At 60.6% G+C, this 19880-nt stretch carries 17 protein-coding genes, 1 tRNA gene and 1 pseudogene; 5 read left to right on the top strand and 14 right to left on the bottom strand.

Translation table 11 applies throughout. The annotated features are described in order from the left end of the window. Positions 1–27: 27 nt before the first annotated feature. From RT21_RS07075 to RT21_RS07085, 3 genes are read right to left on the bottom strand one after another with little or no spacing between them, the layout of a single operon-like run. On the bottom strand, positions 28–903 hold the full coding sequence (locus RT21_RS07075) for a rhomboid family intramembrane serine protease (protein WP_046162182.1): 876 nt from the start codon (positions 901–903) through the stop codon (positions 28–30). Next, a complete protein-coding gene (locus RT21_RS07080) occupies positions 904–1863 on the bottom strand; it encodes a metallophosphoesterase (RefSeq protein WP_046162183.1) in 960 nt (319 codons plus the stop codon). It lies immediately after the preceding gene. Beyond that, a complete protein-coding gene (locus RT21_RS07085) occupies positions 1863–2750 on the bottom strand; it encodes an NAD(+) kinase (protein WP_045426155.1) in 888 nt (295 codons plus the stop codon). Before RT21_RS07085 ends, RT21_RS07080 begins: the two co-directional genes overlap by 1 nt. Before the next feature lie 210 nt (positions 2751–2960). Here RT21_RS07085 and RT21_RS07090 point away from each other — a divergent pair, with 210 nt between their 5' ends. Together RT21_RS07090 and chrA are read left to right on the top strand one after the other, a co-directional pair. Then, on the top strand, positions 2961–3893 hold the full coding sequence (locus RT21_RS07090; RefSeq protein ID WP_045431717.1) for a DUF1853 family protein: 933 nt from the start codon (positions 2961–2963) through the stop codon (positions 3891–3893). 84 nt (positions 3894–3977) lie between these two features. Further along, a complete protein-coding gene (gene chrA, locus RT21_RS07095) occupies positions 3978–5198 on the top strand; it encodes a chromate efflux transporter (RefSeq protein ID WP_045426152.1) in 1221 nt (406 codons plus the stop codon). A gap of 12 nt (positions 5199–5210) precedes the next feature. Here the strand turns inward: chrA and RT21_RS07100 are convergent, their stop codons facing one another. The 5 genes from RT21_RS07100 to RT21_RS07120 form a co-directional block, all read right to left on the bottom strand. Continuing rightward, positions 5211–6314 carry a cyclic nucleotide-binding domain-containing protein gene (locus tag RT21_RS07100; RefSeq protein ID WP_045426149.1) on the bottom strand — a complete coding sequence of 368 codons (1104 nt, stop codon included), beginning with the start codon at positions 6312–6314 and terminating at the stop codon, positions 5211–5213. A gap of 25 nt (positions 6315–6339) precedes the next feature. Beyond that, on the bottom strand, positions 6340–7254 hold the full coding sequence (locus RT21_RS07105) for a 1-aminocyclopropane-1-carboxylate deaminase/D-cysteine desulfhydrase (RefSeq protein WP_082082131.1): 915 nt from the start codon (positions 7252–7254) through the stop codon (positions 6340–6342). 43 nt (positions 7255–7297) lie between these two features. Further along, positions 7298–8659 (bottom strand): chromosome partitioning protein ParA, encoded by a 1362-nt coding sequence (locus tag RT21_RS07110; RefSeq protein WP_045426144.1) that lies wholly within the window; start codon positions 8657–8659, stop codon positions 7298–7300. Between the two features lie 187 nt (positions 8660–8846). Beyond that, complete coding sequence (locus RT21_RS07115; RefSeq protein WP_045426142.1) at positions 8847–9227, bottom strand: nuclear transport factor 2 family protein; 381 nt, start codon at positions 9225–9227, stop codon at positions 8847–8849. Between the two features lie 108 nt (positions 9228–9335). Then, positions 9336–11366, bottom strand: coding sequence for an NADPH-dependent 2,4-dienoyl-CoA reductase (locus RT21_RS07120; RefSeq protein ID WP_045426139.1), 2031 nt, complete (start codon positions 11364–11366; stop codon positions 9336–9338). Positions 11367–11583: 217 nt separating this feature from the next. On the opposite strand from RT21_RS07120, the gene RT21_RS07125 reads away from it, so the two are divergent. Together RT21_RS07125 and RT21_RS07130 are read left to right on the top strand one after the other, a co-directional pair. Then, complete coding sequence (locus RT21_RS07125) at positions 11584–12594, top strand: carbon-nitrogen hydrolase family protein (protein ID WP_045426136.1); 1011 nt, start codon at positions 11584–11586, stop codon at positions 12592–12594. Then, the gene (locus RT21_RS07130) at positions 12591–13628 is read left to right on the top strand and encodes an AraC family transcriptional regulator (protein ID WP_046162184.1); all 1038 of its coding nucleotides are present in this window, start codon (positions 12591–12593) and stop codon (positions 13626–13628) included. The genes RT21_RS07125 and RT21_RS07130 overlap by 4 nt, the downstream gene beginning before the upstream one ends. A gap of 278 nt (positions 13629–13906) precedes the next feature. Here the strand turns inward: RT21_RS07130 and RT21_RS07135 are convergent, their stop codons facing one another. The 6 genes and pseudogenes from RT21_RS07135 to RT21_RS07155 all read right to left on the bottom strand — a co-directional run bounded on the left by RT21_RS07135 (position 13907) and on the right by RT21_RS07155 (position 18893). Beyond that, positions 13907–14065, bottom strand: a complete 159-nt coding sequence (locus RT21_RS07135; RefSeq protein ID WP_045426130.1) for a DUF2474 domain-containing protein — start codon at positions 14063–14065, stop codon at positions 13907–13909. A 23-nt stretch (positions 14066–14088) separates the two neighbouring features. Continuing rightward, positions 14089–15096, bottom strand: a complete 1008-nt coding sequence (gene cydB, locus RT21_RS07140) for a cytochrome d ubiquinol oxidase subunit II (protein WP_046162185.1) — start codon at positions 15094–15096, stop codon at positions 14089–14091. Positions 15097–15099: 3 nt separating this feature from the next. Beyond that, positions 15100–16539 carry a cytochrome ubiquinol oxidase subunit I gene (locus tag RT21_RS07145; protein WP_046162186.1) on the bottom strand — a complete coding sequence of 480 codons (1440 nt, stop codon included), beginning with the start codon at positions 16537–16539 and terminating at the stop codon, positions 15100–15102. 261 nt (positions 16540–16800) lie between these two features. Next, positions 16801–17808 (bottom strand): methyl-accepting chemotaxis protein, encoded by a 1008-nt coding sequence (locus tag RT21_RS24375; RefSeq protein WP_371263603.1) that lies wholly within the window; start codon positions 17806–17808, stop codon positions 16801–16803. Between the two features lie 117 nt (positions 17809–17925). Beyond that, positions 17926–18453, bottom strand: a pseudogene (locus RT21_RS24380) (MCP four helix bundle domain-containing protein); the annotation flags it as partial. A 363-nt stretch (positions 18454–18816) separates the two neighbouring features. After that, positions 18817–18893 (bottom strand) — tRNA-Asp (locus RT21_RS07155). A gap of 394 nt (positions 18894–19287) precedes the next feature. Here RT21_RS07155 and RT21_RS07160 point away from each other — a divergent pair. Further along, positions 19288–19878 carry a type II secretion system protein N gene (locus RT21_RS07160; RefSeq protein WP_082082136.1) on the top strand — a complete coding sequence of 197 codons (591 nt, stop codon included), beginning with the start codon at positions 19288–19290 and terminating at the stop codon, positions 19876–19878. The last annotated feature ends 2 nt before the right edge of the window (positions 19879–19880 follow it).

Consider the following 19880-nt stretch of genomic DNA (forward strand, 5'->3'; position numbering starts at 1 on the left):
AGCTTTAGGGAAAAACCGATCAGCCTTTCAGTCGCCCATTCGCACCGCTCTGCGACGGGACAGCAGCCCGCCGAGAACGCCGGTCAAACAGCCGGCAACCAGACCGCCAACATGCGCCGCGTTGGCGATCGCCAATGCGCCGAAGCTCACCACTTCGATCACGCCCGTCAGGCAGACCACCAGCCAGACCAGCATCAGCACCACAACGCCGGGCGGCAGCCGATAGGCCTCATCGGGAGAGAGTTTTTGGAATAGCCAGCAATGCCCGAGCAGCCCGTACAGAACGCCGGATAATCCTCCGAAAATGCCGGGGCCACCGTAGGTGTATTGAGCCACATTGGAAACGACGCCGAACACCAGCGTCAGGCCAAGCAACATCAGCGCGCCTTGTCGATATTCGATGCGCCGCCCAAGTTCCCAGTACCACATCGAGTTCATGGCCAGGTGCAGGAAGCCGAAATGCACGAAGATTGGCGTTACCAGCCGCCACCACTCCCCTGCCGCGAGGGTTTGTTCGAGCGTCGCAAAGTAGGCGTACTCACCGTCGATGCGGAAGTCACCGAAGCTGAACCAGCGAATGGTCTCGAAGTTCTCGCCAAGCATGGTGATGGCGGCTGCGATCATCGTCAGCAGCAATACCGCTGCAGTCAGCGGGCTGCGGCGAAGGCTGGCGACAAAACCGCCGCCGCGCCGTGGCGGCTGTTCGGCCACCACGGCGCCGTCGCCCCGGGGATAGCGCTGGTAGAGCTCGCGGACCTGCTCGGCCGTCTCTGCCGGCACCCGCAAGACCTGCTCGCCAGACTCCTCGGAGACGCGGCAAGGCACCTGCAACCGCTGCAACAAGGCGATGAAACCGCTTAGGTCCTCTGACAATGGCAGGCGCAACGCCTCGATGATGGCCATCTATCGCTCCACGTCCACCCAGACGAACTTCGCCGGGTCGAGTCTGGTTTCCTCATCGAGCCGATAGGCGACGAGCTTGCCGTATTTCACCGCGCTGTAATCGAGACAGGCGAGGTTGGGTCGGATCGGCGCGGGTGTTCCGCTACGCCAGTAGTGCCCGACGAACAATAGCGGGTCATCCGGTCCATAGAGAAACAGTTTGCTCTTCTGGCTATCGCTGAGTGGCACCCGTGCGGCCTTTTCCGGCAGGCCGTCGGGTTGGAAGACGATGTCGCCGTAGGTCTGGGGATTTTCTTCCCAGAATTTCGTCCGGAAGAAGCTGCGGGTGAAGCCCTCCGCGCTGGTCAGCGTCAGCCCTTCGGGCAACGGCATGTCGGTGCCGCGCAGCAGGCGGTCCAGTGCTTTGGCAGCGAAGCCTTGGGCGAACGCCGCGTCCCGCAAGAATGCGGGATCAACGCATCCATTGACCAACCGCTCGCGCAGCTGACTGATCACCGCATTGTCCCAGCAGGCATGAACGACCCGAAAACGCTCGTTTTCAAGGTACAGCGGCAACGTCATGAACCATTCACGGAAGTCGGCCCATTCTTGCGGATAGTGCTCGAACTGCTGAAAGGTATGCTGCAACAGCATGGCGTACCGCGGCGTGTGATCGCGAACGAAGGCCTTGCCGCTCTCGGGGGGCGCCGGGGCGTACCAGCCCAGTGCGTTGAACTCGTGATTGCCCATGATGCAATGCGCCTGCCCCGCGTCGACCATTGCATGGACCAGGTGCAGCGCTTCGCGAATCCGTGGACCGCGATCAATGATGTCGCCAAGAAAGATCACTTGCCGACGAGGATGCCGCCACACGTCGCCGTGCCGGCTATAGCCCAGCTGTTCCAGCAGACGAGCCAATGTGTGGGCGCAACCATGCACGTCCCCAATCAGGTCGTAGCTGCGCTCCGGGTCGACAAGCACTATTCCCCTCCACCGAGGCGACTACCCCAGCCAAGCTTGGTACGGCAGACCTCGTAATAGTTGTGGTCAAGCGGGTGGATCAGGTGAAGCTTCTGCGGTTTCTTGCGCACCGTGACGGTATCGCCTGGCGCGCAGGTGAAGTGGTTCTGGCCATCACAGGAGACCTGCGGGTAGATCTGCATATTCGGCGAGACGACGATTTTCAGTTCGCTGTTGCCATCCACCACGATGGGCCGGCTCGACAAGGTGTGCGGATACATCGGAACAACCACGATCGCATCCAGTCGGGGGTGCATGATCGGCCCGCCAGCGGAAAGTGCGTACGCAGTTGAGCCCGTGGGGGTGGCGATGATCAGCCCGTCGGCCTTCTGACTGCAGACGAACTGACCGTCGATATACAGCTCGAATTCGATCATCCGGGTCGACTTGCCGGGATGCAGCACCACGTCGTTGAGCGCGTCGCCTTCGCCAATGGACTCCTCGAAGCGCCGCACTTGGGCCTCGAGCAGGAAGCGATTCTCCAGCGTGTATTGTCCGCTGAGCACCTCGGCGACCTTCTCTTCCAGCTCATCCGGGCGAATGTCGGTCAGGAACCCGAGGCTGCCCCGGTTGATCCCCAGCACTGGCACCCGATGCTTGGCCAGCGCCCGCGCCGCGCCTAACAGGCTGCCGTCACCGCCCACTACGATCACCAGATCGCAAGAGTCGCCGAGGCGCTGCCGCGAGGAGGTTTGCATGCCATGGCCAGGCAGCACCTCGGCGATGTTTTCTTCGAGAATCACGTGCAGGTGGCGCTCCACGAGGAATCTCTTCAACCGGCGGATGGTATCCAGCACCTGGGAGCTGCCCAGGCGACCGATGATGCCGATATTGCGGAACTGGTCCATTGAAGCTCCCTGTAGGCGAGACGGGTGAAAGCGGTTGCGGGACAGGAGAAACACCAATCGGCCGAAACGTATCTGGCATCAGTTTGGTGTCGCGCAGGCACGTTCGAGTTCAACAAACTGGTCGGCTCGGATTCCCCGTTGCAGTGCGGCCGGCGGATTATGGGCGAAAGCTGGAAGTGGCAGCAAACCAACCTCGGCTATGCTGCTTGCATGAACCTTCCCTATCTTGGCGATTTGCTCCCTAGCCTGATGCACCCGGCCGTGCGGGATCTCGCTTGGACGCTGCTCTCACCACCGTTGCTGAGCGAGGCCCCGGCGCAACAACGACACCCTTTAACGGTCAGCCGCTGGGCTGAGCACCCTGAAGAACTGGCCGACTGGCTGCGCCTGCTCGACACGCAGCCGGGGATTCTCGAGGCCTGGCTCGCGCAACGCAGCATCAGGCGGTTGGGGCTTTATTACGAGCGCCTCTGGCAATTCGCCCTGTGTCAGGCGCCCGATGTCGATCTGCTGGTGGCGAACCTGCCCATTCGCCATGGCGGCGATACCTTGGGCGAGATTGACCTGCTTCTGCGTGACCGGGAAGGTGTCCATCATCTGGAGCTGGCCGTCAAGTTCTACCTCGGACTGGGCGACGACAGCGCGCGGCACGATCGCTGGCTGGGCCCCGGCAGCCACGACCGACTCGACATCAAGCTGAGGCGCCTCTGTGACCACCAGTTGAGGCTGCCCTCGGTGCCCGCCGCGCAACTATTGCTCAGCGAACTGACCAGCGCCCCGATCAACAGCGCGCTGTGGCTAGGCGGCTATCTGTTCCAGCCGCTAGCAAGCGCCTGCTCCCCGCCTGCCGGCGCCAACCCCCAGCACCTAAGCGGGCGCTGGCTGCGTCACCACGATTGGCCGACGTTCGCTGAAAGCGACCACGAAACAGTCTGGCAACCCTTGCCCCGCCATGCCTGGTTGGCTCCTGCTCGCGTGCCGTGGAGCGCCGTCTGGCAGCGGCGCGATTTCGATCGGTGGGTCATCGACGTCGAGGGCCAACGCCAGGCGAAAATGCTGGTGCGCCTGGAGGAGCACGCAGATGGACACTGGCTCGAACAGGAGCGTCTGTTCCTGGTCCCAAGCGCCTGGCCGGCCCGCTGAACTGCACCTGACGTGAAAACGTCATCTGCATCCGGCAGACTTGTGCAGCCAACAGCACCTTCTTCCACCGCCAGGGTCAGCTCGATGAATTCGGACCAGGTCCAGTCATTCGCACCGGAACAATCGAGTCCGTGGACAATTTTCTTGCTATTCCTGCGCCTCGGGCTGACGTCATTCGGCGGTCCGGTGGCCCACTTGAGCTATTTTCGTGAAGAGTTCGTTCACCGCCAGCGCTGGCTTGACGAGCAGGGCTATGCGGATCTGGTAGCCCTCTGTCAGTTTCTACCCGGCCCGGCGAGCAGCCAGGTCGGAATTGCCATCGGCCTGCTGAGGGGCGGCTATCGCGGTTCGCTGGCGGCCTGGACAGGATTCACGCTGCCGTCAGCAATCGCCTTGGCGTTGTTCGCGCTGGGCATCGGCCATTTGGGCGATGGTTTGCCCGAGGGGCTTCTCCACGGCCTTAAAATCGTCGCGGTCGCCGTAGTCGCTCAGGCGGTATGGGGAATGGCGCGTAACCTATGCACCGATGGCCCGCGAATCGCGATCGCACTGCTGGCTGCCTGCGCTGTTCTGCTGTTGGCCAGTGCCTGGGCGCAACTGGTCGTCATCGCAATCGCCGGCCTGGCTGGATTGGTGTTGTTTCGCCCTGCTGCCATGTCCAACCCCACCCCTTTCAGGCCTCGCGTGGGGCAAACCACCGGCGCCTTGGCGTTGCTGCTGTTCTTTGCCTTGCTGCTTGTGCTGCCTGCATTAGCTGCCGCCTCGTCCAACCAGCTACTGGAAATGTTCGACAGCTTCTATCGCGCCGGCGCGTTGGTATTCGGTGGCGGCCATGTGGTGCTCCCGCTGCTGGAAGCAGAAGTCGTGCCCAACGGCTGGGTCAGCAATGACATTTTTATGGCCGGCTACGGCGCAGCCCAAGCAGTACCAGGGCCGCTATTCACGTTTTCTGCCTTTCTTGGGGCCTCGATTCACGGCGGCAGTAGCAGCCTGATCAACGCCGCGCTGTGCCTGATCGCCGTGTTCATACCATCGTTTCTGCTGGTGTTCGGCGCCATGCCGTTCTGGGACCGGTTGCGTGCCAATCGGCGCATGCAAGCAGCGCTGGGCGGGGTGAATGCTGCGGTCGTCGGGCTGTTGCTGGCAGCGCTATACGATCCGGTCTGGACCAGCGCGATTTTTGGCCCAGGCGATTTTGTCTTGGCGGCCATTGCCTTAGCGGCCCTGATGGTGTGGAAGTTGCCGCCCTGGCTGGTGGTACTGGCTGGCGGCATCGCCGGCTGGTTGCTCGCCATGCTGAGCTAGACTCTCGTCGGTTCAGCCGCTGCGTTCGGTTCGCCCGCCGGAACGCGCGAGATAACCGTTGCCCTGCTCACAGAGCAAGATCGCATAATCCTCGGCCGACAGCCCGTCGAGGCCGCCTCGCAGCGGATAAGCGCTGAAGCCCAGCTGCGTCAGCAGGAACACCGCGCTGGCGCTGCGTTTGCCGCTGTCGCAGTAGCAAAGATACAGCCGATCCTGCTTCAGCAATCGCGCCTTGAGCCGCAACAGATGCAGCGGCATCGTCAGCGCTTGCGGAGCATGTCCCTGTTGATACTCCTCCAACAGCCGAACATCCAGCCACTGGGCGCCCTGCTCGATCAGCGCATTCGCCTGTTCCAGGCTGAGCTCATCGACCACCGGCGCCTTCAATAGCGAAACGAAGTTCTCGCGTGCCAGCTTCAGCACACACGCATCCTCGATCAGCGTAACGGTAGCATTGCGCGGTCCGTCGGTAAGCAGCGCCTCTTCACCGAAGCAGGCCCCGACGTCCAGCTCCGCTACCACTTGCCCGGCGCTGCCAAGGCCGATCATGACCTCGGCGCGGCCGCTCTTGAGGAAGTAGCAACAATCACCGGCCTCACCTTCGCGCAACAGCACATGGCCAGCTGGCATATCGATGGCCTCAAGTCTGCCGAGCATGTCGCGTATGTTTGCAGGAGGCACTTTGGCGAACAGCGGATTCTCCAGCAACGTCTCAAGCCAGTCGGTCAACTCGCCTGCCGTCGCCAGCTCCAGCAGCAGATCGGCATTGGCATGCTGCCAGGACACTAGGCGATCGAGCTGCTCACTGTCGATGCACAGCACGCTGACATCTTCCAGCGCGCAGGCTTTGCTCAGCCGGGCGCCGGAAACCAACATATGGCAACTTTCAGACGAGCCAGCAACCAACCGCCGCTCGCCTTCCGGCGTCAGCAGCGAAAGGACGCCACTGAGCAGGAAATAGCTCAAACCCGATGGCGTCTGCTTATCGAACAGCACTTCGCCTGCTGCCAGGGCGCGCGGCACCAATTGATGGCGAATCTCTTGGAGATATCGAGGCGACAGTGTGTTGAGCGGAACCAGGCGGTGGAGTAGATCGGGAGGCAGCTGCTTATTCATCCATGAGTTCCAAAGGGGCGAGAGGTCAGCGCAGCAGCCCGTCCAGCTGCGCCTGGGCAGCTCTCCGGCCTTGCAGACCGCCGGTATGCACGAAGATGAGCCGCGTGCCGCAGGCAAAATAACCGCCCTGCACGTAAAGGCGCAATGCCATCATCGCCTTAGCCGTGTAAACAGGCTCCAGAGGAATACCTGAAACCGCTTCAGTCTCCAGCAGAAACCGAGCCAGCGGCTCGTCGAATCTACCGAAGCCTCCACGACTGGCGTCGACCAGCTGATACCCGGAGTCAGCAGTGCCGGCGTCTCGCAAAAGCCGGCTGACTTCGTCTGCAACGCCGTGCGAAGGCGGGCCTGCCAGCGCTCCGTGGACCATTCTTCTGCGCAGCTGCGCCTCGCCGATCACTAACCCAGCCAAGGTGGTACCCGTGCCCGCGGCAAGCCACCAGCCCTCACAATCATCCCAACCGATGGCGGCCAGGCGAGTTTGCACGTGGTCGACCAGCGGGGTGCAACCCCGTGCTCCAGCAAGCCCGCCGCCGCCTTCGGGTACGCAGTAGTAACCGGGGAACCGCTCCTGCCAGGAATTGAAGAAATCCGCCCGGTGCCGTTCGCGATAGCCGCCATAACCTAGCCAGTGCAGCTGCATGCCGAAGCGCTGCAAGTCTCCGACAGTGGCTGTCTGCTGCGGATTGCCACGCAGTAGCCCGACGCTGGCTAGGCCGTAACGCTTGGCCGCTGCGGCTAGCGCATGCAAATGATTGGAGTGAGGGCCGCCAAGGCTGATCAACCCTGACGCGCCGCTGGCTTGTGCCGCAGTTAGATGATGAGTGAGCTTGAACCACTTGTTCCCGGACAGCTCCGGATCGACCAGATCCAGCCGCAGCACGGCAACCTGAACATCGGCCTTGCGCAGCCAGGGCAGATCAAGCAGCTGCAGCGGCACTGAGGCCAGGCTGGGGATAAATGCAGAAATGATAGAAACCCTGTCAGCTACCGGTACGCAGTCGATCCTGAGACCGGTGCCTGGCGCAACAATTGGACTCGCCGATCACGAAGCGTGCAGGCGAGTCGACTTTGTCCAAGGGCATGTTGCAGCGCTCCCCAGTCGAGAGGCTGGCCACGCAGGTAGGTTGTTGATAATGCTGAACCCACTTGCCGTACTGCTCCTCGGAGACCGCACATTTAGCGGCGGCGTACGCTAGCGGATTCTCCTGATAGCGCGCCATATCCTGAAGCGCGATCGTCAGATGTCCGGCGCCGGGATGATAAGCCATGAACACCACGCCGATCCGCGACAGCCTTTCGAGCACTCGGTCCCCCGATTGCTCGGCCAGCACGCCCACCTGCTTCTGTAGCGCTTCGATCTCTTCCTGCAGTTGCGCATCCAGCTCGTTGCGATAAGCCAGCTCGACGTCCCGAATAGCAATCTGCTCCTTGTATTCAGCAACCGCTGCGGCGACCTGCACCTGCAGCTCGGTGTTGAAGCGCGCCCGTGCAGCATCGGCTTCGTCACGACTGTTCTGCTCAACCGCGCGCAGCTGCTGGCTCATCTCTTCACGGGTCTTCTGGAAGCCCTCGGCCTGTTCTGCGAGCTGGGCGCGAAGGTTCACTGTTTGCTGCTCACGCTCAAGCAGCTGCCCACGCAATCGGGTGATTTCATTTTGCAGCGTTGCCTGCTGTTGGGCGGCCAGATCCCGCAGTTTGGCGAGGTCGGCCTCGCGCATTTGTTCCAGGCTGGCAATGCGCAAACGCTGCTGCTTGATCAACTGCGCAGCCTTGAGCCGCTGTTCCTTTTCGAGCTGCTCGGTACGGCGAGTGGCAGCCTGCTTGGCCGCATCCGGCGCGTACCAAGTGTCTTCAGCCACCATTTGCAGACGCTCGGTGGGCAGGGTTTGTGGTGCCTCTTCTTCCACCAGCAGTCCCAGCTGGTTGCGCTTGATGCGATCACGCAACATGACAAAGTGGTTCTTGCCGGGCGTCAGGTCCGGGTCCCACAAGTGCATCTGGTGCCAGGACACCGGGCACTGGCTGCGACAGGCCAGGCGGATCGGCCCAGCACCGAGATCCGGCCCGCGCCCGGTGCGTTCGGCAAGGCTGCGCAGCGGGATATTCCAGCCACTGTCGGCTGATCCGTCCTCGTTGAAATCGAGATAGAAGAACACCGCCGCGCGAATCTGCAGGCGTGCATTGACCAGCACATACGCCACCCGCATCTGCTGATCGGCGAACTCCAGCATGCTCACCACCCCATCGAGCATGGCCTCGAACTCTGGGTAGAGCATTTCCTTGCAGACGCCGCCATCATTGAAGAACAGTACGGCTTCGACCGTCTGCGGTTTGATCTGCATGCTCGGTTCCTCAACAACTTGAACGGCCAGCGGGATATCCGCGCTACAGGCGCTCGGCGCTCGCTAGCCCATGGTTGGGCCGAAGTGTAGGGGAAAAAGCGAAACCGGCAATGTGACTGGGTTGGCAGCGACTTCGGCGCCAGGATTGGCTATCGAAACGCCACCGGCAAACTGTGAACGGGTTGGACTAAGCCGGTCGGCCCTTCATTGCCGCAAGCTGAGGTGCGAGACGCCTGCCCATTTCCTCACCGAGCGCCTGCAGCCCACTCATCGGCCGGATCATGACTTCGAAATCGGTAATCAGCCCAGCCTCATCGAAGCGAATCATGTCGATACCCTTGAGCTGACGATCACCGACGCGAGCGCTGAACTCCAACACGACGTCTGTGCCATCGGTGCTGGCCAGCTCGCGGTGATAGGCGAAGTCTTCGAATACCCTGACCACGGTATTCAGGATCAGATTGACCGCCGCAGCGCTCTCATAGGGGGTGAAGGCCATCGGCGAGCGAAACACCGCCTGCGGGTGCAGCAGCTCGGGTAACCGACTGAGATCGCCAGCTGCAATCATCTGATGCCAGCACTGTAAGGTTGCAGCAGCGGCCGGGTGTAGCGGAAGAGATGTGCTCACGTCGTTGCTCCTGTACAAAAAGCCCCGCTTGAAAGCGGGGCTTAGCTATCACACTTCAGCGGCTAGCCGCGAGCCCTGATTGATGGCGCGCTTGGCATCGAGCTCTGCGGCAACGTCGGCCCCTCCGATCAGATGGACCTTGCGCCCAGCCGCCTCCAGTTCGGCTTGCAGCTCCCGCAACGGGTCCTGGCCGGCGCAGACGATGACCGTATCGACTGCAAGCACCTGCGGCTCACCATCTGCCACACGGATATGCAGGCCCTTATCGTCGACCCCCAGATAATCGACAGCGCTGATCATCTGCACGTGCTTGTTCTTCAGCCCTGTGCGGTGAATCCAACCGGTCGTCTTGCCCAGGCCGTTACCAACCTTGGACTTCTTGCGTTGCAGCAGATACACCTGCCGTGCCGGTGCGTGTGGCTCAGGCTGAACGCCGGCCACCCCACCTCGAGCTTCCAGCGCTAGGTCGATACCCCACTCGCGCCAGAACGCCTCTCTGTCGAGACTGGTCGAGAGGCCGTTGTGAGTGATGAACTCCGACACATCGAAGCCGATCCCGCCGGCACCGATGACTGCTACGTGCTGCCCAACGGGCTTACGTTGCAGGATTGCGTCGATGTAGCTGATCACCATTGGATGATCGATACCTGGGATATCGGGCGTGCGTGGCGCAATTCCGGTTGCCAGGATGATCTCATCAAAACCGCCGGCTAGCAGATCAGCAGCGCTAACGCGCGTGTTCAGGCGGACGTCAACGCCAGTGCTCTGCAGCTTGCTCTTGAAGTAGCGTAGGGTTTCGAAGAACTCTTCCTTGCCCGGCACGAGCTTGGCGATATTGAACTGACCACCAATCTCATTGGCGGAATCGAACAGCGTTACCTGATGACCGCGCTCCGCCGCTACGGTAGCAGCTGCCAGGCCAGCCGGGCCGGCTCCCACAACGGCAATTTTCTTGATCGTGGTGGTGGGGATGTAATTCAGCTCTGTTTCGTAGCACGCCCGTGGGTTGACCAGGCAGGTGGTCAGCTTGCCGCTGAACGTGTGATCCAGGCAGGCCTGGTTGCAGCCGATACAGGTGTTAATGGTGTCGCTGCGGTCCGCTGCCGCCTTGTTGACGAAATCTGGATCGGCAAGGAATGGACGAGCCATGGAAACCATGTCTGCATCACCTTCTGCCAAGACCTGCTCGGCGACTTCCGGCGTGTTGATGCGGTTGGTCGTTACCAGCGGGATGCCGACGTGCCCGCGCAGTTTCGCCGTTACCTTGGTAAACGCCGCGCGTGGCACCTTGGTGGCGATAGTGGGAATGCGGGCCTCGTGCCAGCCAATGCCGGTATTGATCAAGGTGGCACCGGCCTGTTCAATGGCCTTGGCCAGCATCAGTACCTCGTCCCAGGAACTGCCGCCTTCCATTAGATCGAGCATCGACAGGCGATAGATGATGATGAACTCGCGGCCTACCGCTTCACGTACACGACGGACGATTTCTACAGGCAGACGCATACGGTTTTCGTAGCTGCCACCCCAACGGTCGGTGCGGTGATTGGTATGAGACACCAGGAACTGGTTAATGAAGTAGCCTTCCGATCCCATTATCTCGACGCCGTCATAGCCAGCCTTTTGAGCCAAACCTGCGCAATTGACGAAGTCACGGATCTGCTTCTCGATGCCCTCTTCGTCCAGCTCGCGTGGGGTAAAGGGGTTGATCGGCGCCTGGATGGCGCTTGGGCCCACTAGCTGAGGGCTGTAGGCATAACGCCCGGCGTGGAGAATCTGCATGCAGATCTTGCCACCTGCCTCGTGCACCGCCTGAGTGACCACCTTGTGCTCTTCGGCTTCCTCGAGGGTCGACAACTTAGCTGCTCCGGCGCGCACCGAACCTTCCTCGTTCGGGCCTACCCCACCCGTGACAATCAGACCCACGCCTCCACGTGCCCGCTCGGCGAAGAACGCGGCCATGCGCTCGAAACCATTGGGCATTTCTTCCAGCCCTGTATGCATCGAGCCCATCAGCGTGCGGTTGCGCAGCGTGGTAAACCCCAGGTCCAGCGGAGCCAGCAGATGCGGAAAAGCAGTCATGTTCGTTCCTCGATCAGGCGGCACAGCCAGTGCCAGAATTCGTCGGTCGGATCGCCGCGCCTCTGTCGGGCGCAGTCGCAATGCCGTGACGATAAACAGCACCCGCCACGCGCTCAATGACCGAAAATCACAACTACATGACTCAAATGCGCAAAACGCTTGGCAAGCGGCTGTGCGATGCCTAGTCTCTGCGGGAACATATCCAGCTCTGTAACCCATGCGCACCTATAGCAAGTTGCTCGGCCTCGCCGTGCTCGCCCTCGTGGCGCTCCTTATCTACCTCGACTGGACCCAAGACCGGGGCAGCGGCCCTCTGCTGTCTGACCTTCGGGTTCTTCCTATCGAGAGCCAGGGCCAGCCGGGTGAAACCGGCAACCTGCTCGGGATCGAAACCCGACTGATGCCGGCGGACTACCAGAGCCGCGAGCGGTTGCAATTGAAGTTCGCCACCTACCTGGACCAGGCGCGAAAAGCCGGACTGCTCAATCCCCGAACGGTTGTCGTGCTGCCAGAGCATGTCGGCACGGGCCTGTTCGCCCTCGGCGAGAAGCCTGAAGTCCAGCAGGCCCGCACGCTGCGCGACGCCGTGCAGTGGATGGCGCTGAGCAACCCTTGGGACTACTTGCGTGCGCTGCTGGGCAACGAAGGGGATGATCACCGTACTGAGGCCGTTCTAAAGATCAAGGCACGGAAGATGGCTGATGACTATCAGCTAATTTTCGGAGGCCTGGCGAAGGCGTACGGTGTGACACTCGTCGCCGGCTCGATCGTGCTGCCAGAACCCTATCTGGACGAGGGTCGACTACGGAGCGGTACCGGGCCGCTTCGGCAGGTCAGCCTCAGTTTCACGCCGGACGGCGAGGTACTGGGGCCACTGCAGTACAAGCAGAAACTGAGTCGTTATGAGCGCCGTTACAGCGAAGCGCTCGAAGGTCAGGCGCCATCGGTACTGCAGACACCGGCCGGTCGGTTGATCGTTTTGCTCGGCTGCGATGCCTATGCCCGGCATGTTGCCGACGAAGCGGAGCTAATTGCAGTACCGGGCGCACGTGACGAACCGCTGGCCACCTGCGGCGAGAACCTGGGCGTAACTGCAAAACTGGCGCGAATGGATGTCCATACGCTGGGGCTGCCCTGGAATCTCGTCGGTTCGCCTCGCAGGCCGACACGACACCATCACGGCGAGCCGGTGCGTTTGCGCAACCAGTGGCTGCCGAATCGACCATGAACCGTCAACGGGTCCGCCTTGGTGATCTCTCGGTTGGCTTCGTGCACAGCCTGGTCAGTGCCCTGCAGGAAAAGCAGATCGACCCCCAACCGCTGCTGGATGCGTATGGCCTCGATCATGCGCGGCTATCGGAGCCGCGAGCGCGGCTGTCTATTCCTCGCTACATGCGTCTGGGCCATGCGGCCATGCAGCTGGCGGGTGACCCAGGGCTAGGGCTTGAAATGGGGCGGCTGCGCAAGGCCGGCCACCTTGGCCTCGTCGGCGTGACCTCGACGCAAGCCCCTACGGTGCGCGAAGCCGCACGTGCACTGATTCGCTACGAGCCGCTCTATGCGTCCAATTACCGGGGCGCCTCAGGGTTCCACGAGGATGCATCTGGTGCCTGGCTCAGGTTCTATTCGATCAGCCCGTACAACAGCTACAACCGGTTCGTCGTGGACACCGTCTTGGCCAGCTGGGTTACGCAACTTGGCGCGGTCGCAGGCCAGCCGTTGACCCCGGTTGCAGTGCAAATTGAATTTCAACGCCCCGATTACGCTGCACGCTACGAAGCGTTCTTCGCAAGACCGATCGAATTCGGCGCCGAGCACAATCAACTGCGACTTGACCAGGCGACACTGGCGCTCCGCAACCCGGAGCACTGCCCGGGTACCTGGCGCCAGCTTCTCGAACTCTGCGAGGCGGAACTGGAGATTCGCACTCGAACCCGCAGCATCCGCGAGCGAGTGGCTCAGCTCCTCGGTCCGATGCTCAAGGGCCAGGAGCCCGATCTGCAGCAAGTTGCAGGACGATTGCAGTTACCGCCCTGGACGCTGCGTCGAAAGCTGGATGAAGAAGGCACCAGTTACCGCGCGATTCTCAACGACACTCGCCGCGATCTTGCCATGGCCTACATTCGGGACACCGAATCGGCGTTCGGCGAGATTGCCTGGTTACTCGGATTCTCTTCGGCGGAAGCCTTCCAACGCGCATTCAAACGCTGGAGCGGCCAGACACCGGGAGAATATCGACGCGCACAACGGCGCGCCGACTGATTCCGTCAAAGCTCGAAGGCGTCGTCAGCAGGCTCCGGCCCATCCTGCTCAGATGCGTGCCACTCGAGAATTTCGTCTTGATAGTCATCCATAGAAACGATCCTCTTCTTCGGGTTGCCCAGTTCTGCGTTTCAAAGTCCATGCCAGCGAAACTAACCTGCGTACATGACCGAAACATGAAGCGCTTCACACGGCGGATGACCAATAAATAGCCCGAGCGGGCTGCTGCCACAACGCGCCATATCGCCGCAGGCCGCAGATAGGCTCTAGCGCGGCGGTTAGGGCGATGTCAGACCCGCCGCGGTCATCGCCTGGCGCAGCAGCCAGGCAACCACGCCCAGCGCGAGAACGCTGGCCGACCAGATCAAAACCAACCAGGTCATGCGCTTCCACAGCGGTTTGGGTCTGGCTGCACCGCTTTCGTGCTTGTTTTGCATATATCGCTCCGTGACGGCCCGTTTCAGTGGTAGCCGTCCTCTGCACTGACCTTGCCGCGGAATACGTAGTAACTCCACGCGGTGTACATCAGGATCAGCGGGATGATCAGCAGCGCCCCGACCAGGGTGAACCCCTGGCTCTGAGGCGGTGCGGCGGCGTCCCAGATACTGATGGACGGCGGAATGATGTTCGGCCAGAGGCTGATTCCGAGTCCGCTGTAGCCCAGGAAAATCAGCGCCAGGGTGAACAGGAATGGCGAGTAGTGAGCGTAACGCTTGATCGATCGAAGCAGCCCGAACGTACATGCCAGCACCAGAATCGGCACCGGCAGGAACAGGATTAGGTTCGGCATGCTGAACCAGCGCTCAGCGATATCCGGATGGGTCAGCGGTGTCCAGATACTGACGATCCCGGTTACGGCCAGCACGGCCCAAACCAGCGGAATGCCGATGTCATGCATGCGCTTTTGCAGATCGCCAGCGGTCTTCATGATCAGCCAGGTGCAGCCCAGCAAGGCATACGCCACGATCAGCGCCACGCCGCAGAACACCGAGAACGGTGTCAGCCAGTCCAGCGGACCACCGGCATAAGCTCGATCGACCACGGGGAAGCCATGAATGAAGGCGCCAAGTGCGACCCCCTGGAAGAAGGTCGCCGCCAGCGAGCCGCCAACGAAGGCCTTGTCCCACACATGCTGACGAGACGCGCTGGCCTTGAAGCGAAATTCGAACGCCACACCACGGAAGATCAACCCCATCAGCATGAAGATGATCGGCAGGTATAGCGCCGAAAGCACGACGGAATAGGCAAGCGGGAACGCTGCGAACAGCCCTGCACCGCCCAGTACCAGCCACGTCTCGTTGCCGTCCCAAATCGGCGCCACGGTGTTCATCGCGACGTCCCGCTCGGAGGTATCGGCCAGAAACGGAAAGAGAATGCCGATACCCAGATCGAACCCGTCCATCACCACGTACATCATGATGCCGAAGATGATGATGACGGCCCAGATCAGCGAAAGATCAATACCCATAACTCAGTTCCTCTCGCCCAGTTTGTCGCCATGATCGTGCGGTATCGCCTCGTCTGCGGCGGACAGCGGCCGCATTGGCGTGCGCTTCTCCCCCGGCCCACCGGCGCCCTTCTCGTCTCCCTCGTTGATGATTGGCCCTTTGCCGATCAGACGCAGGACGTAGACGAACCCTATGCCGAACACCGCAAAGTAGATCAGGACGAACATCGCCAGGGTCAGACCAAGCTGCCCGGCGCCATGGTTGGATACTGCATCGGCGGTCCGCATGATCCCGTACACCACCCACGGCTGCCGCCCAACCTCGGTGGTAAACCAACCGGCGAGAATTGCGAGAATCCCCGACGGGCCCATCAGCAATGCGAGGCGCAAGAAGGGCTTGGAGTGGAACAGCCTGCCACCTCGACGCAGCCACAGACTCCAGAAGCCTGTGACGATCATCAGCAGACCGAGCGCGACCATCACACGGAAGGTCCAGAACACAATGGTGGAATTGGGCCGGTCTTCTTTGGGGAAATCCTTCAGCGCCGGGATCTGCTCGGTCAGGCTGTGCTTGAGAATCAGGCTACCGAGGTACGGAATTTCGACCTTGTAGCGGGTTTCTTCGCGCTCCATATCCGGCCAGCCAAACAGCAACAACGGAGTAGGCTCACCTGACGAGTTGTCCCAATGACCTTCCATCGCGGCGATCTTCGCCGGCTGGTATTCAAGCGTGTTGAGCCCGTGAAAATCTCCAACCACGGCCTGGATCGGCGCAACGATCAGCGCCATCCACATCGCCATGGAAAGCATCTTTCGCACCGCCGGGTTGTCATTGCCGCGCAGCAGGTGCCAAGCGGCAGATGCGCCGACCATGAACGCAGTCGCGAGAAAGGCAGCAATCGCCATGTGCGTCAGACGGTACGGGAACGAGGGGTTGAATACGATGGCAAACCAGTCCACTGGGATCACGATGCCATCGATGATCTCGTGCCCTTGCGGTGTGTGCATCCAGCTGTTCGAAGCCAGGATCCAGAACGTGGAGATCAGGGTGCCGACTGCCACCATCAGCGTCGAAAAGAAATGCAGCCCGGCGCCCACGCGATTCCAGCCAAACAGCATGACACCGAGGAAACCGGCTTCAAGGAAGAAAGCGGTCAGCACCTCGTAAGCCAGCAATGGCCCCGTGACGCTTCCAGCGAATTCGGAATAGGCGCTCCAGTTCGTACCGAACTGGTAGGCCATGACGATCCCCGATACCACACCCATTCCGAAGTTGACGGCGAATATCTTGAGCCAGAAATGGTAGAGGTCTCGATAGACCTGGCGCTTGGTTTTCAGCCACAACCCTTCCAGCACTGCCAGGAAACTCGCCAACCCGATGGTGATCGCTGGAAAGATGATGTGGAAGGAAATCGTGAAAGCAAACTGGATACGCGCAAGTTCAAGCGCTTCCAAACCGAACATTAACCACCCCTCGTCAGTACGCCATCAGCCCCTGGCTTGTTAGTCACAACACGCATTACTGACAGCATTTAACCGCAAGGGTGCGCCGGATACCCCGTTACAGGTTGACGCAGGTCAAGGTAAAACAGCCAAGGATGTGGCCATGCCCCTCCACTTTGGCCTTTTTTGTGGCTCAGCTGCGGCCATCAGCCGCGCCGGGAATACGCGTAGCGCGTCGGAAGGTCACTACGCAATGCACCAGCAAGACTTAGGCCCCCTGCATCAGCCCCGGAAGTAACCAACCTTTCGATTCAATTCCTGGGCGAGCGTCGTCAGGTCTCTGCTCGAAGCGGCAACCTGATTTGAGGCGGCCGAGCTGGCCACTGCGGAGTCATGGATGCGCGTCACGCTCTGGTTGACCTCCTCGGCCACCGCGCTCTGCTCCTCGGATGCCGTGGCGATCTGGGCATTCATTTCGTTGATCGAGCCAACCTCCTGGCGGATCTTCGACAGAGCGCCCTCCGCCTCGAGGGTCTGCTCGACCGTCTGCTGCGCCATTCGCTTGCTGGTTTGCATCACCTCAGCCGCCTTGCTTGCTCCCGCCTGCAACGACTCGATCATTTCGCTGATCTCGCTTGACGATTGCTGAGTCCGGTTCGCCAACGACCGCACCTCGTCCGCCACCACTGCAAAGCCTCGACCATGCTCACCGGCGCGTGCGGCCTCGATGGCAGCATTAAGCGCCAGCAAATTGGTCTGCTCCGCAATGGCGGTAATGACCTGAAGAATCTTTTCGATGCTGCCGCTTTGCTTGGAGACCTGGCTAACCGTCTCGGTGGCTTGCTCGAGCACCTTGGCCAGATTGTGGATCGATATCGCCGTTTCACCCACCACTCGCGTGCCGGTCTCGACTTGCTCGTCGGCGCTCTTGGCGGCCATCGCGGCCCGGGCCGCAAAGTTTGCGACTTCACTGACAGTCGCCGCCATCTGATTGATGGCGGTCGCCACCTGCTCAGCCTCTGCGGACTGCTGCTGAATCTGCTGACTGCTGTTGGACGATGAGGTAAGCAGTTCTCCCGACGCGACACCCAGCCCGTCTGCGGCAGCACGAACCTCGGCGATGATGCCGGTCAGTCGACCGGCCATCTTCGCAGTTGCCCCCATTACGCTGTCCGGGTAGCGGGTGAGGATCACCTGGCCGAGATCGCCGTCGGCAAGGTTGCCAATTACCCGCGCCACTTCATCAGGCTCAGCACCAAGGGTCGATCGCAACTTGCGGATGATCAGCATGGCGATAGCTGTGCCCAGCAAAATCGCTAGACCAGTGACTGTGATGATAAGCACTAGAAAACCGCTAGCCGTATCGCGCACCACAGTCACTTGCTCGCTTATGGACGTTTCTTGGTGGTCGATAAAGGCATTGATCAGCCGAAGCCACTCGCTGTAAGCGCCAGCAACATTTTCCAAGAGAAAGGCATAAGCCTGCTCCGAGCCTTGAGCGAACCGCATGTCGACGACTTTTCGGGTCAGGTCGTTGGTCTTCGCTTCGATCGCTTCGATCTGCCCCATCAGCTGAAGCTCGACCGGGTCAGCCGTGCGCTGCGCAAGCATCGCCTTCATCGGGCCAGCGGAGTCGGCATATAACTTTGCAAGATGATCGATCTCCGCTATCCGACCTCGTGCGAAGTCAGCGTCAGCCGCGCTAACCGCGTCCCGTACGGCAATTGCGCGATCATGAACGCTTCCCCGGAAGTTGATCGCGTAGCGCTGCTTCAGACCCGCCTGAGAGCTGATGCTCTTCATGGTTCGATCGATCGTGTCGACCTTGAGCGCACTGACCATGGCCACGGCTGCCATCAACGCGAGAATGACGAAAAATCCGAGACCGAGGCGCTTGGATACTGACATCTGCTTGTTCATTGAGAGTCTCTGCATACGTGCTGCGCGGCAGCCGGGGATGAATGTCGTTACGCCGCGGCAAGAGAAGCTCTAGCCCACCCATAACTTGTACAGCAAGATGTCACAATGACATATGTTTGTACAAGTATTTAGCTCTTAAAATCGAAACAGCCGGCTTTTCGGCGCTAGAACACCTTCCAAGCAGTGCAAACCGCTACTTTAAATCTACGATGTACAATTTTTTTTGAGGGTCGTCGGAGTTGACGACAGGCAAGCGCATCGCGGCCAGACGCAAGCGCCTGACGCAAGATGAAGCGAAGAAGGAATACAGACGATAGAAACGAAAAAAGCGGCCGTAAGGCCGCTTTTCGCGTGGCTTCCGCAGAAGGGAAGCAAATATGGCGCAGCGGACGGGACTCGAACCCGCGACCCCCGGCGTGACAGGCCGGTATTCTAACCGACTGAACTACCGCTGCGCGTCGGCTGGACTTTCGTCCGACTCGCAAGGCGTTTAGTGTCAACCGTTAAGGCTGATGGCTGATCGCCCTGCGAGGCGCGCAATTTACGCACCAAGGGAAATCAAGTCAACAGTGTGTCGCGATTTTTTCAAAAATATTCCAAGCCCTCGTGGCCCCATCGCTCATTCCACGACCTCCGGGCACCTTTTGCCTGAAAAACAGTCAGTTGCACTGGCATACTCAAGTGCTTCTTTGTCATGGTCCGGGTCTACACTGGCACTCAAGCCCGCTGTTCATATTGTCAGCAACCGCCGCCGCGAGTCAGCGTTCATGACCATCAAACATTTGGTTTCACGGAGTGCCTAGCTTGGCTTTCCCCGCAGCACTGCAGAAAATTCGCCGGTTTGCGCCCTTGATCCTCAGCGCAGTCATTGTCGTGCTATTTGGTCTCTACCTGGCCAGTCAGGTCATGGCCTGGCTCAGACTGACCCAAACGCCGCCTGCAGCCATCACGGACAGCAGCCAACCCGCCGGGGCCGCACCTGATCTGGAGCGAATGGAAAGGTTGTTCGGTTCCCCGGCCTCGAGCGGACAAAGCTATACGCCCGGCGAATCGAGTTCTGATCTAACCTTGCTAGGCAGCTTCGTTCATGCCGACCCGGCTCGGTCGACTGCGATCATTCAGTTAAGCGGCCAACCGCCACAGCTTTATCGGGTCGATCAAGAACTGGAGTCAGGGGTACGCCTGTACAGCGTTCAACCCGACAGGGTTGAGGTAAAGCGTGGCGGTCGTATTGACAGCCTGTTCTTCCCAAGCGTCCGTTCTCCGACGGCCGTGCCCGATAGCCTGCCCGACTACAGTGAACCAGCGGAGATGGAAGCTCTCGATCCGCAAGCGGAGATGCTTCAGCAGCAAATGGAAGCACTCCGGCAACAAATGGAAGGGGCTACAAGCCCGACAGAAACCATGCCCTCCGACGAACAGACCACGGAAGACAACTGACC

The sequence above is a fragment of the Pseudomonas sp. 10B238 genome (assembly GCF_000970615.1).
In the GTDB taxonomy this organism is placed as follows: Bacteria; Pseudomonadota; Gammaproteobacteria; order Pseudomonadales; family Pseudomonadaceae; genus Stutzerimonas.